Below are 12709 nucleotides of genomic sequence, written 5' to 3'. Positions count from 1 at the left end.
ACATCATGAAAAATATTCTATTAGCATGTTCAGCAGGAATGTCGACAAGTTTATTGGTTTCGAAAATGGAGGAAGCAGCACGAGCAAAAGGTGTCGAAACGAAAATTTGGGCTGTGGCCCAGGATAAGGCAGAGTCGGAAATGGAGAATGCAGATGTTCTTCTCATCGGACCGCAGATGCGGTTTATGAAGAACAAATATTCCAAAGTGGCGAAGGAGGCTGGAATTCCATTGGACGTGATTGATCCTGTCGCTTATGGAAGAGTAGACGGAGAAGCTGTTTTAAATAAGGCTCTTGAATTGATGGAAAAAAAATAAAATCAATGAAGAGTGGGGAGAGAATATTTTAGTAGGGGGAACATGTGATGAATAATAGTAAGTTTATGGACTTGCTAGAGCGAATTTTAATGCCGATTGCTGAAAAATTGAATAATAACCGCTACTTAACGGCGCTTCGTGACGGTTTTCTGGTTGCCCTGCCGTTAATTATCTTTGGATCGATTTTTGTTGTTATTGCCAACTTTCCTTTCCTTGATCAGATGCTGAGTGAAGAAGCGTACACTGCGTATCAAGAGGCGTTAAACCCTGCCTCTGCTGCGACGCTTAGTATTATGGGTCTGTTTGTGATCATTGGGATAGGGTATAAATTAGTGGAACATGCCGGCGGAGAAGGAATATACGGAGGCGTTGTTTCGCTGGCTGGTTTTCTTATTCTGACGCCGCAGGTGGTTGAAGATACAGCAGGCGGTATTCCAACGTCCAGTATTGGGGCAGAAGGTTTATTTCTTGGAATTTTATCCGCCTTTCTCGCGGCAGAAATCTACCGCTATTTTGTAGAACGGGACTGGACCATTAAAATGCCGGCCGGTGTTCCGGGAGCGGTTACCCGCTCATTCAGTGCTTTAATCCCTATTGCGATGACGTTGTTTATATTTTTAGTCATTCGGATTATTTTCAGTTTTACCCCGTTTGATACGGTCCAGAACTTTATCTATACCGTTTTACAGGAGCCGTTGACTGCTTTGGGCGGCGGACTGCCGGCCACGATTGTCGCTGTGCTGCTTATTCAGCTTTTCTGGTTTTTTGGGCTGCATGGCCAGATCCTCGTAAACTCGGTGCTCGATCCCATCTGGTACACGCTGAACAACCAGAACCTGGAGGCTTTTCAGGCTGGCGAGGAACTTCCCAATATTGTAACAAAGCAGTTCATTGATACCTTTATTGTAGGGATCGGCGGTTCCGGGATGACGCTTGCAGTGATAATTGGTATATTTCTCATCGGCCGGAGCAGACAGATGAAGCAGGTGGGCCGTGTGGCAGCTCCGGCAGGTATTTTTAACGTAAACGAGCCGATTATTTTCGGGCTGCCTATTATTATGAATCCATTGGTACTTATTCCCTGGCTGCTGGCACCGGTAGTTGTTGCGGTATTCGTTTATGTTTCCATGGCAGCAGGTATGGTGCCAAAACCGGCGGGAGTTATTGTACCTTGGACGACGCCGCCATTGCTAAGTGGATTCCTGGCCACCGGAAATGCCTGGCAGGGTGCTGTCGTTCAGTTATTTAGTATGTGTATCGTCTTTCTCATATGGTGGCCGTTCCTGAAAATTATGGATAAGCAGTATTATGAAACAGAAAAACAGGAAGATGCCGCAGCAGCAAAGGAATAAAAAGGTGGAGGTCAAGAGGTGAAAACGATCATGGAAGAAATTACAGAAATAGCCTTTCAGATTATTTTATATGCCGGCAATGGCAAATCAAGTGCCATGGAAGCTATTCAGGAGGCAAAAAACGCCGATTTTAAGCGGGCGGATGAGCTGATCGAAGAAGCCGGCACAGAACTGGGCAAAGCTCATGAGTTTCAGACAAAGCTTTTGCAGCAGGAAGCAAGTGGCGAGGAGGCGCCTGTGAATGTGATGCTTATCCATTCCCAGGACCACTTGATGACCTCCATGACAGTAAGAGATCTGGCAGTAGAGATTATAGAGATTTATCGAAATAAGAACGCAGGAGGGTTTAACCATGACGCCTAAGTATAAGTTTCCCGAAGGATTCTGGTGGGGAAGCGCAACATCCGCGACGCAAATTGAAGGAGCCGCCTTTGAGGATGGTAAAGGATGGAATATTTGGGATTACTGGTATTCGCGGGAACCCGATCGATTTTTTGAAGGGGTGGGTCCTGAGTCGACCTCCGATTTTTATCATACGTACAAGGAAGATATTCAGCGAATGAAAGATATCGGCCACAATACGTTCCGTTTTTCGATTTCCTGGTCGCGTCTGATTCCGGAAGGAGAAGGCGCGGTGAATGAAGAAGCAGCAGTTTTTTATAATAACGTGATAGATGAGCTCTTGTCTCAGAACATTGAGCCGTTTGTTAATCTGTTCCATTTTGATATGCCGTTATCGATGCAGAACATCGGAGGCTGGGAAAACCGCAGGGTGACCGAAGCCTATACGGCTTTTGCGGAAGAATGCTTCCAGCGGTTCGGGGACCGCGTATCCAAATGGTTTACGTTTAACGAGCCGATTGTGCCGGTCGAAGGCGGTTATCTCTACGATTTTCACTATCCGAATGTCGTTGATTTCAAACGAGCCGCACAGGTAGCCTACCATACCATTATCGCTCATGCGAAAGCGGTACAGGCTTTTCGGAACTTTTCCATTCCAAACGGCAAGATCGGCATTATTTTAAACTTGACGCCGTCATACCCGCGGAGTGAAAATCCGGCGGACCTGCGGGCTTCCCGTATCGCTGATTTATTTTTTAACCGGAGCTTTTTAGACCCTGCGGTGAAGGGAGAATTCCCACAGGAATTGGTCGATATTCTCAGCGAACACGGGCAGCTGCCGGAAACAAGAGAAGGAGACAGCTCGCTGATCAGAGACCATACCGCGGATCTTCTCGGGGTTAATTATTATCAGCCGCGGCGGGTCAAGGCGAAAGAACATTTACCGAATCCGTATGGTCCATTCATGATGGATTGGTTTTTTGATATGTATGAGATGCCCGGCCGGAAAATGAATCCATACCGGGGCTGGGAAATTTATGAAAAAGGTATCTATGATATCATGATGAACCTGAAAGAAAACTATGGTAATATAGAATCGTTTATTTCGGAGAACGGAATGGGAGTACAGAACGAAGAACGATTCCTGGAAAACGGTCAGATTCAGGATGATTACCGGATCGATTTTATTAAAGGACATTTAAAATGGCTCCATCAGGCCATTCAGGAAGGATGCAATGCGAAGGGGTACCATTTGTGGTCCTTTATGGATAACTGGTCCTGGATGAATGCTTATAAAAACAGGTATGGATTTTTTTCCGTCGATTTGGAAACGAAAGAAAGGTCCCCGAAGAAAAGCGCGGACTGGTTTAAAGAAACAGCAGAAAATAACGGTTTTTAAATTCCTGAAAAAAGGCTCTGACGGATGTATCAGGGCCTTTTTTCAAAAGGAAGAGGAAGGAGGGACGCTATGAATCCAAGATTAACAGCACTTCTGCGGGAATTCATGGCAGCGGATACCCCTTTGACCAGTCAATATCTTGCTCACATTAATCAGGTGACCACAAGGACGACCCGGGATGATATCAAGCAGCTGAACCAGATCGTTACGAAAAATGGAGCTCGGATACAGTCTCTCCGGGCGAAAGGCTATACTTTTCATATTGAGGAGGATCAGCTTTTCCGTCAGTTTTTGGAAGAGGTTTTTCAAGAGAATACCGATTTGGACCAAACGCTGCCGGACTATCCGGAGGAGCGGGCGAAATATTTAATCAAGCGGCTGCTGCTTGCCGGAGATTTTGTAAAATTGGATGATCTGGCCGATGAATTGCTCATCAGCCGATCCACGATACAAAATGATATTCGTACGGTGAAAGATATTTTACGCACGTATGATATTACCCTGGAAAAACGTCCGAATTATGGATTAAGGCTTACCGGAAGTGAAGTGAAGCTGCGTTTTTGTATGTCGGAATATATATTCGACCGCAGTGAGAAAAGTGAAGTCGATATATTTAACAGCCAGCTGCCCTGGCTTGTGAAGGAAAACTTGAATGAGATATGGGATATCATCGTGGAGGAGATCAAAGAGCATCAAATCAGCCTGTCCGATATTGCTATCAATAATTTATTTATTCATATTGCAATCACATATAAACGGGTGAAGTCTGGTCATCATGTCACGTTCTATCCGAAGGAATTTAATGAAATTATGGATCAAAAAGAATACGCCGTTGCAAAAACGATTGTGAAGAAAGTAGAACATGCGCTGCAGGTGACGTTTCCGGAGGTGGAAATTGCTTATATTGCGATCCATTTACTGGGGACAAAAATGATCTCCCAGACAAATGTCACGGAAGAGCGGATCGAACAGCTGATGGACGAAAAAGTCTACCATCTAACCTCTTCTATTCTCGAAGCAATCGAAAAGAAATTGGAACTTGGAATACGCCATGACCGGGAATTAATTATCGGGCTGAGCCTGCACTTAAAACCAGCTGTGAATCGGTACCGGTATGGGATGAATATTAGAAATCCGCTCCTGGACGATATAAAAGCCAATTATCCTGTCGCATTCGAAGCGGCTATCATTGCCGGGATGGTGCTGGAAGAGGAAACCGGTGTAAAAATAGAAGAAAGTGAAGTAGGGTATATTGCGCTTCACATTGGAGCAGCAATGGAAAGAAAAAAACTAGAAAGCGGACCGAAACGGTGCATGATCGTCTGCGCATCCGGAGCGGGCAGCGCCCAGTTAATCTATTATAAACTTCAAGCCCAATTTGGCTCGAGTCTTGAGGTAGCTGGAACGACAGAATACTATAAACTGAATCAAATTTCTCTGGAGCCGCTTGATTTTCTTGTGAGCACGATTCCGATACCAGAAAAACTGCCGGTACCGGTTATACAGGTGAACACTATTTTAGGAGAAGGGGATCTGAAAAAAGTTGAAAACTTTGTGTTTCAGAAGGAGAAAAATAGTGTGGTGGAATACGTGAAAGAAGAGCTTATGTTTTTACAGCAGGATCTTCAATCAAGAGAGGAAGTTCTGCAGTTTCTACAGGAGCAAATGCATCAAAAAGGATATACAGAAGAAAATTTTCTGGAGAAATTACTTGAAAGGGAACAGGCGGCCCCGACCAGCTTTGGAAATTTAGTAGCTATTCCGCATCCAATCACCCCGCAGACAAAAGAAACATTTTTAGCGGTATGTACGCTTCAGAAACCGATCATGTGGGAAGACAAACGAGTTCAGTTCATCTGCCTGTTGAGTGTAGAGAAAAACAGCAGCATTGACTTGCAGACGCTGTATAAAAGCCTGGGCAGCATTGTGGACGATCTATCGCTCGTGCAGCACCTTGTGAAGTGCCAGTCCTACCAGGAATTTCTGAAATTATTTATCTCTTCAGCACAATAAGAAAATCAGCAGGGGCCCAAACGGCGCCTGTTTTTTGTGCGAAGATAGAAAAGACAAGACTTGAAGTCTTCGATGGTCGTTTCCAGCACCAGATCCCTTAGGCGTTAAGGAGCTCCGGCAGCAGTTGTGGAGGACAGCAGCCACCGGAACGAAGCTCTTATTGTCCTCCAACTTCGTTTTTGGACCTTTTGGCAAAGAAAAACAAAGAAGGACCGACCTCCAAATACTTATGGGGAACACGAAAAGAAAAAAGGAAAGCGCCCTGTTCTCTACCCCTTAAAAATGCCTGGTAAATACTTATAATTAGCAGTTAGGCGGGAATACATAAGCCATCATGACGAGAACATTAGCTGATTAAGCCAAACGCTGGGAGTTCCAGGCTTTCGTGCTTGTCTTCCCTTTTTTTATATGGTAATCGCATTGATAAAATCATAATATTTTACAAATAGGAACTGGTAAGAGAAGATAAGAAAGGATACGAATTCATAAAGAGGAGAAGTGATACCATGCCCGAGAAAAATGAACAGATTGTTTTGGCCGGACGGCCCGAGGGAATGCCTTCTCATGAACATTTCGCTTTTGAAGAAGTTTCTGTGGAAGAGCCGCAGGACGGTCAGGTCCTTGTGAAGACCATATACTTATCGGTAGATCCATATATGCGCGGCCGGATGAGTAGTGCCGAGTCTTACGTGGCCCCATTCGAAGTCAACGAAGTCATTACCGGCAATGTAGTAGGAGAAGTCGTTGCATCAAAATCCAGTTTGTTTGAGCCGGGGGATAAAGTAATGGGGATGCTGGGCTGGAAACGGTACAACACGATTGAAGACGCGGCGGTCCGGAAAGTAGATGAATCGATTGCTCCTTTATCCGCCTACTTAAACATTCTCGGTTTAAATGGGCTTACTGCTTATTTTGGTCTGCTTGAAATCGGGAGGCCGGTGGCAGGCGAAACAGTGGTGATATCCGGCGCCGCCGGTGCTGTCGGGATGGCTGCAGGCCAAATTGCAAAACTACGCGGAGCCCGTGTGGTGGGGATTGCCGGAACGGATAAGAAAACAGACTACTTGAAAACAGAGCTTCGCTTTGATGAAACAATTAATTACAATGCCGTTTCCAATCTGGAAACAGCATTGGAGGAAGCCTGCCCCAAAGGCGTGGACGTTTACTTTGACAATGTGGGCGGTCCGGTGTCGGACGCGGTAATGACACAGTTGAATGACTTTGCCCGAATTCCGGTATGCGGAGCCATCTCTTCGTACAATAAAACAGAAGATACTGGTCCGAGAGTGCAGCCGACGTTGATTAAAAGCCGTGCATTGATCCAGGGTTTTATTGTCGGCGATTATGCTTCCCGTTTTCAGGAGGGCAGTGAAAAGCTGGCAGCCTGGCTGTCGGAAGGAAAACTGAAATATGAAGAAACGATAGTGGAAGGTTTTGAAAACGTGCCGGAAGCCTTTTTAGGACTGTTTACCGGTGACAACCTTGGCAAACAACTGGTGAAAGTGAACGAACCAGCTGCTGGAGTTGAATAAATGCCGGACGGTTTCGTTTTTGCCTGGAGGCAAGAAAGTAAGAAGGCCTTGGAGCCCCCTCCCTTTTAAATAGGTTTGATCGATGAAGTTTGTGGTATAGAAAAGCTGGAAGTCATTTTTTTCTGGAAGGAAGGATAGCTGATGGATCGAGAAACAACAATTGGCCACACGGATATAAAAGTAAATCCTATAGGAGTAGGCACAAATGCTGTAGGCGGGCACAATATCTATCCGAATTTGGATGAAGAGCAGGGGAAAAACGTAGTCCGCACGGCTTTAGATCGTGGCATGAATTTTCTTGATACAGCCTATGTATACGGCTTGGGCCGTTCCGAAGAACTGATTGGGGAGGTTGTCAAAGAACGCGGAAATCGTCAAGAAGCCGTCATTGCAACAAAAGCGGCCCATGAATCCAAAGAAGGGAAGATGGTTTTCAATAATTCCCCCGCTTTTTTGAAGGAGGCAGTGGAGCAAGCCCTGAAGCGCCTGCAGACGGATTATATTGATTTATTCTATATTCATTTTCCCGATGAGAATACGCCGAAAGCAGAAGCTGTAGGTGCACTGAAAGAATGCAAGGACGATGGAAAAATACGGTCGATTGGTGTCTCTAATTTCTCGGTCGAACAACTGAAAGAGGCAGATCAGGATGGGTATGTGGACGTGATTCAATCCGAATACAACCTGTTAAAACGCGGAGCGGAAAACGATCTGCTGCCTTACGTGAAAGAGCGCGGGATTTCCTTTGTTCCTTACTTTCCACTTGCTTCCGGGCTGCTGGCCGGGAAATACGATAAGAATACGACATTCGCCGATAATGATATCCGTTCAAACAGTCCGATGTTTCAGGGCAGTACGTTTTATGAGAATCTGGAAAAAGTGGAGAAGGTCCGGCGCCTTGCCCGAAAGAAAGGTGCGGAAACCGCTTATGTGATTCTGGCCTGGTATTTAACCCGGGATGCCATTGATACTATTATTCCAGGTGCCAAACGAGTCGAGCAGGTGACAGACAATGGACATACACTCGATGTGATGTTAACGGAAGAAGAAATAAAAGAAATCGACCAAATCTTTTCCTAGCACAGAAAAAAGGACGAAGCTTGGTTGACTTGATATGCTCCCCTTGTAGTAGACAGTTAAAATAAAAACTGTTTAAGACTAGGAGGAGCCTTTTTTATGTCCTGAAATCTAATCTATCCGGACCTGAAAAGGTAGCTATTATGGTATTACATGCCTTTAAGTGACGTGTAACGTCATCATCCCTTCATGAAAAGATGACCATGACAAACTGGAAACTTACCCTCCATGACCTATAATTTTTTTCTTCTTCTAATTATCATTAGTAATAATGGGTCTAGAGGAGGGGAAACGTTAAGGATGAAAAAGATCTTGATTGTAGAAGATGAGGAAGACATTAGAAATTTAATCGTTCTCTATCTGCAAAGTAAATATGATGTTCATTCCTGCAGTGACGGGGACAGGGTATTATCCGCCATACAGGAAATCCAGCCGGATGTCATTCTGCTGGATATTCTGCTTCCGGGCAGGAACGGGATGGACATTTGTGAAAAGCTTCGCGAGACGGATGTAGAAACGCCCGTCCTATTTTTAAGTGCGAAACGGGAATTTGAGGATAGAATCCAGGGACTCGAATTAGGAGCGGATGACTACATTATCAAACCGTTCGATCCCGGGGAATTAATGGCGAGAATCCAGGCCCATCTGCGCAGAAAAACAATCAATACATCCCGCAGGGCGGCTTCGGCTAAGGTGCTGAGAATGGAAGATCTTGAAATAGACATGAATAGCTGCACATTAAAACGAAATGGGAAAGTTCTGCATTTATACGCGAAAGAAATGCAGCTGCTCTTATTATTGGCACGAAGCCCCAACCAGGTTTTCAGTACAGAACAGCTGTATGACAAGGTGTGGGGGACCGACCGGTTTGGAGATCTAAAAACAGTCTCTGTTCATATCAGCAACCTGCGAAAGAAAATTGAGCGGGATCCTTCCCGGCCCTCTTATATAAAAACGGTGCGCGGCTTTGGGTATAAATTTTTAAAAACGTGATAAGAGGTATAAATTCTGATCTTTTTTGAGCTTGTTACTGTCCTGCCAAGACCAACTGGCGGCTAAAGGCGTTTCTAAATTAAATAACGGCGGATATACTGCTGAGCCTCTGTTCTAGTTTCCACCCCTAATTTCCGATACAGGACGCTTAAGTAATTTTTCACGGTTCCAACAGATAAAAACAGCACTTCAGCTATTTCGGTATTTTTAGCTCCTTTTTCTAAAAGTTCAAGTAATTGTTTTTCCCTTTCATTAAAAGGGTGATTCCCTTTCTCCCAATTAATCGGACTGGAAGTTTCCTGCTCTTGGGAACTTTTTAATTGGGCTGCCAGGTGAGTCGAGAAAGAGGTTGGAAGAATCATCTGTCCATTCACACAATCTCTTATGGCCTCCACAATTCTTTCGGTATCCCAGTCTTTTAATAAAAAACCCGACGCTCCGTTAATAATTCCTTCGGTGATGTCCTTTTCTTTCGCATCGGAAGTAAGCAGAAGCACGTGAATGTCTGACATGCAGGTTTTTACTTTGACTGTTGCTTCCATGCCGTTTATATCCGGCATGTGAAGATCCATTAGTATCACATCGGGCTTTTTCTCACGTACGAATTCCAGTACATTTGCTCCATTTCGGGATGTTCCAATGACTTCTATATCTTCCTCAAGGTTTAAAATAGTCCGAAAGCCATCAAGAATGACAGGGTGATCATCGGCTAATAAAACGCTTATTTTCTTCATTCCTATACTCCCCTTCCTTCGTATGTCGGGACCTGGCTGGGAAGGATACATGAAGGTGGCATCCTCCCGTTTCCGCCTGACTAATATGTAACTTCCCTTCCAACAAACGAAGACGCTGCCGGAGGGAAGAAAGTCCAAAGCCAAGATTAAAATCTTGCGGAAGGTGCCCGTTATCAATCAGGTGGGCATGTAAAATGCCGTCTTTTACATAGAGATGATAAGAAAAGCAGGTACTTTTCCCGTGACGCAGCCCGTTGGTAATTCCTTCCTGTAATGCTCTATATAACGTAAGTTCCGCCATCTTTGACAAAGGTGGAAGATCTTCGATGGACTTCTTTACTGTAATATTGCTCTGCGTTTTCGTATCTTCCAGAAGGGCAATAAGTGATTGTTTTAAATCAATAAAAGATTGCTGTTCATACAGGGTATGACTCGCGTGTCTCACTTTTTCAATACTCTCTCGAATATGATCTCTGGAATGCTCCAGCTGGTTTCCCGCCTTATCGTAATACCCTTTGGTAAGCAGCTGTTTTACGGTTTGGATACTGACCAGCGATGTTGTTAAAGTATGGCCGATGGTATCATGTATTTCCTGGGAAATTCTTATTCGTTCTTGTATTAATGTTTTTTCTTCAAGTTCCTGCATGGAGTCATACAGCCGCTCGTAGGCTTTTGCAAGCTTTTCCTGCTGTTCAAAAGCTTGTTTAGAAATAAAAGCAAAACCAAAAAATAAAGCATACTCCAAAAAACGAGGCACGACATAACTGATTTCTTCAAAAGGCGGGAACCCCTGATTCAAAGCTGTTCCGGCAACAAAACCGCCATAGCAGAGCAAGGTAAATGGAACACTGATAGAACGAGGGGTTTTATACGCCAGCTCTGCTAATAAAATAAAGAAAAATATTTGCGGAACAAAGCTTCCGTCCACCATCTGAATTCCGAAGGCAGCCAGCCACTGTAACCCTAATAAGGCATAAAATGTCCAGTTTTTATAGGAAATGTCCCATAACCAGTAGCGAAAGAATTGAATGAGCGAAAAGCTCAACACAAGAGCTATCAGGAGCAGCTGTCTGGTTTCATTGGTCTGATACAGAATGAAACCGCCGAGAATCAAGGACAGGAGAAGCATCAAATGAATAGCGTTGGACTGTCGATTATTCATGGGTGTCCTCCTCTGCATGCAAAAATAGTAAGGACTTTCGGTGCAGACGAATAGTTTAGTTAATTTATTTTATCAAAAGGCAGAAAAAAGCCCAACTCCTTTTATTAAAAAATAAGACATAAACTCCTTATTGTTGGAAATAATGAAGAGAAGAAAGGAGGAGATCTGAAGAATGTATGACAGAAACAAACATCAGCACGAAAATGATGAACAATTGACTAACCGCCAGGGTCATCCAGTGACAGATAACCAAAATACCCGTACAGTTGGAAACCGCGGGCCGATGACCCTGGAAAACTACGATTTTCTTGAAAAGATCAGTCATTTTGACCGGGAAAAAATACCGGAACGGATCGTTCATGCCCGTGGTGCAGGGGCGCATGGGTACTTTGAGTCCTATGGTACCGTTGGGGAGGAACCGGCCTCTAAATACACTCGGGCTAAAGTTTTTCAGGAAAAAGGACAGCAAACACCGGTCTTTGTCCGATTTTCCACAGTAAACCATGGCAAGCACTCTCCGGAAACGCTCCGCGATCCGCGCGGGTTTGCGGTGAAATTTTACACGGAGGACGGAATTTGGGATTTGGTCGGCAACAACTTAAAAATCTTTTTTATTCGTGATCCGATTAAGTTCCCGGATTTTGTTCATGCCTTCCAGCCGGATCCGGTGACCAATATTCAGGACGGGGAGCGCATCTTTGATTTTATCTCCCAGTCCCCGGAAGCGATGCATATGATTACATTTTTATTTTCCCCGTGGGGCATTCCGGCAAGTTATCGCCATATGCAGGGCTCCGGAGTGAATACGTATAAGTGGGTGAATGCAGACGGTGAATCAGTGCTTGTGAAATACCATTGGGAGCCGGTGCAGGGAATCAAAAATTTATCCCAGGACGAGGCCATGAAGGTCCAGGGGAAGAACTTCAATCACGCCACCCAGGATTTGTTTGAAGCCATTGATGATGGGAATTATCCAGAATGGGAATTGTATGTACAGATTATGAGTGATGAAGAACATGAGGAACTCGATTTTGATCCACTGGATCCGACGAAGCTCTGGTATAAGGATCAGTTTCCATGGCTGCCGGTAGGCAAAATGGTATTAAATAAAAATCCGGATAATTATTTCGCGGAAGTAGAACAGGCAGCCTTTGGCACAGGGGTGCTGGTGGACGGCCTGGATTTTTCGGATGACAAGCTGCTCCAGGGCAGAACGTTTTCTTATTCCGACACCCAGCGGTACCGCGTGGGCAGTAATTATTTACAGCTTCCGATCAACAAGCCGAAAAAGGAAACTATTACGAATCAGCAGAAAGGACAGATGGATTACCGCGTAGATTATTCTGAACACCGCAATCCACACGTTAATTATGAACCATCGCTGATTGAAGGACTGAAAGAATCAGAAAATCCGGGCCAAGAGCATGAACCATACGTAAAAGGCCGGCTGAAGCGGGAATCTATTGAACGGACGAACAATTTTGCCCAGGCCGGGGAAACTTACCGGCGGCTCAGTGACTGGGAACGTAAAGACTTAATCAACAATCTGGTGACGACACTGAAAACCTGTGACTCCCGGGTACAGGACCAGATGATATCTCTATTCAGGGAATGTGATGAAGACTACGGAAATCGCGTAGCGGATGGCCTGAAAATGGCAGATAGCGGAGGGAGCAAAGGTCCGATCGGAACCGATGAAAGTGAAGAAGCTGTCATGGAAGCTGAGAAAATGGGCCACGTCTCCGATCCTTATTAAAATAAAGCTGGAGTGTATTAGGGACACTCCAG

Annotated in this window: 11 protein-coding genes; 9 read left to right on the top strand and 2 right to left on the bottom strand. The window is 44.8% G+C overall.

The features are described from left to right. Positions 1-5: 5 nt before the first annotated feature. The 8 genes from G475_RS0106760 to G475_RS0106720 all read left to right on the top strand — a co-directional run bounded on the left by G475_RS0106760 (position 6) and on the right by G475_RS0106720 (position 9025). Complete coding sequence (locus G475_RS0106760; RefSeq protein ID WP_026700625.1) at positions 6-317, top strand: PTS sugar transporter subunit IIB; 312 nt, start codon at positions 6-8, stop codon at positions 315-317. A gap of 47 nt (positions 318-364) precedes the next feature. After that, the gene (gene celB / locus G475_RS0106755; protein ID WP_026700624.1) at positions 365-1669 is read left to right on the top strand and encodes a PTS cellobiose transporter subunit IIC; all 1305 of its coding nucleotides are present in this window, start codon (positions 365-367) and stop codon (positions 1667-1669) included. Between the two features lie 30 nt (positions 1670-1699). Next, the gene (locus G475_RS0106750) at positions 1700-2032 is read left to right on the top strand and encodes a PTS lactose/cellobiose transporter subunit IIA (protein ID WP_026700623.1); all 333 of its coding nucleotides are present in this window, start codon (positions 1700-1702) and stop codon (positions 2030-2032) included. Continuing rightward, a complete protein-coding gene (locus tag G475_RS0106745; protein WP_026700622.1) occupies positions 2022-3410 on the top strand; it encodes a glycoside hydrolase family 1 protein in 1389 nt (462 codons plus the stop codon). The genes G475_RS0106750 and G475_RS0106745 overlap by 11 nt, the downstream gene beginning before the upstream one ends. 69 nt (positions 3411-3479) lie before the next feature. Then, entirely contained in the window at positions 3480-5423 is a 1944-nt protein-coding gene (locus G475_RS0106740) for a BglG family transcription antiterminator (RefSeq protein ID WP_026700621.1), read from the top strand. Positions 5424-5929: 506 nt separating this feature from the next. Then, positions 5930-6955, top strand: a complete 1026-nt coding sequence (locus tag G475_RS0106730) for an NADP-dependent oxidoreductase (RefSeq protein ID WP_026700620.1) — start codon at positions 5930-5932, stop codon at positions 6953-6955. A 141-nt stretch (positions 6956-7096) separates the two neighbouring features. Continuing rightward, positions 7097-8035, top strand: coding sequence for an aldo/keto reductase (locus G475_RS0106725; protein ID WP_026700619.1), 939 nt, complete (start codon positions 7097-7099; stop codon positions 8033-8035). Positions 8036-8332: 297 nt separating this feature from the next. Next, the gene (locus tag G475_RS0106720; protein ID WP_026700618.1) at positions 8333-9025 is read left to right on the top strand and encodes a response regulator transcription factor; all 693 of its coding nucleotides are present in this window, start codon (positions 8333-8335) and stop codon (positions 9023-9025) included. Between the two features lie 74 nt (positions 9026-9099). Here G475_RS0106720 and G475_RS0106715 read toward each other — a convergent pair whose 3' ends face one another. Together G475_RS0106715 and G475_RS0106710 are read right to left on the bottom strand one after the other, a co-directional pair. Next, positions 9100-9759: a response regulator gene (locus tag G475_RS0106715; protein WP_026700617.1), complete on the bottom strand. Its 660-nt coding sequence runs from the start codon at positions 9757-9759 to the stop codon at positions 9100-9102. Continuing rightward, positions 9728-10921 carry a sensor histidine kinase gene (locus G475_RS0106710; protein WP_026700616.1) on the bottom strand — a complete coding sequence of 398 codons (1194 nt, stop codon included), beginning with the start codon at positions 10919-10921 and terminating at the stop codon, positions 9728-9730. Before G475_RS0106710 ends, G475_RS0106715 begins: the two co-directional genes overlap by 32 nt. Before the next feature lie 172 nt (positions 10922-11093). On the opposite strand from G475_RS0106710, the gene G475_RS0106705 reads away from it, so the two are divergent. Then, positions 11094-12677 (top strand): catalase, encoded by a 1584-nt coding sequence (locus tag G475_RS0106705; protein WP_026700615.1) that lies wholly within the window; start codon positions 11094-11096, stop codon positions 12675-12677. Positions 12678-12709 lie beyond the last annotated feature (32 nt).

Origin of the sequence: Salibacterium aidingense DSM 18341, from assembly GCF_000429685.1 — a bacterium.
In the GTDB taxonomy this organism is placed as follows: Bacteria; Bacillota; Bacilli; order Bacillales; family Marinococcaceae; genus Salibacterium; species Salibacterium aidingense.
Note: the sequence above shows the minus strand (reverse complement) of the source record. Positions and strands in the feature narration are given on the sequence as shown.

Bases quoted from the DNA above. Each gene is read 5' to 3' on its own strand.
- celB (WP_026700624.1), top strand. From the start codon at position 365: ATGAATAATAGTAAGTTTATGGACTTGCTAGAGCGAATTTTAATGCCG.
- G475_RS0106745 (WP_026700622.1), top strand. From the start codon at position 2,022: ATGACGCCTAAGTATAAGTTTCCCGAAGGATTCTGGTGGGGAAGCGCA.
- G475_RS0106740 (WP_026700621.1), top strand. From the start codon at position 3,480: ATGAATCCAAGATTAACAGCACTTCTGCGGGAATTCATGGCAGCGGAT.
- G475_RS0106730 (WP_026700620.1), top strand. From the start codon at position 5,930: ATGCCCGAGAAAAATGAACAGATTGTTTTGGCCGGACGGCCCGAGGGA.
- G475_RS0106705 (WP_026700615.1), top strand. From the start codon at position 11,094: ATGTATGACAGAAACAAACATCAGCACGAAAATGATGAACAATTGACT.
- G475_RS0106725 (WP_026700619.1), top strand. From the start codon at position 7,097: ATGGATCGAGAAACAACAATTGGCCACACGGATATAAAAGTAAATCCT.
- G475_RS0106760 (WP_026700625.1), top strand. From the start codon at position 6: ATGAAAAATATTCTATTAGCATGTTCAGCAGGAATGTCGACAAGTTTA.
- G475_RS0106710 (WP_026700616.1), bottom strand. From the start codon at position 10,921: ATGAATAATCGACAGTCCAACGCTATTCATTTGATGCTTCTCCTGTCC.
- G475_RS0106750 (WP_026700623.1), top strand. From the start codon at position 1,700: ATGGAAGAAATTACAGAAATAGCCTTTCAGATTATTTTATATGCCGGC.
- G475_RS0106715 (WP_026700617.1), bottom strand. From the start codon at position 9,759: ATGAAGAAAATAAGCGTTTTATTAGCCGATGATCACCCTGTCATTCTT.
- G475_RS0106720 (WP_026700618.1), top strand. From the start codon at position 8,333: ATGAAAAAGATCTTGATTGTAGAAGATGAGGAAGACATTAGAAATTTA.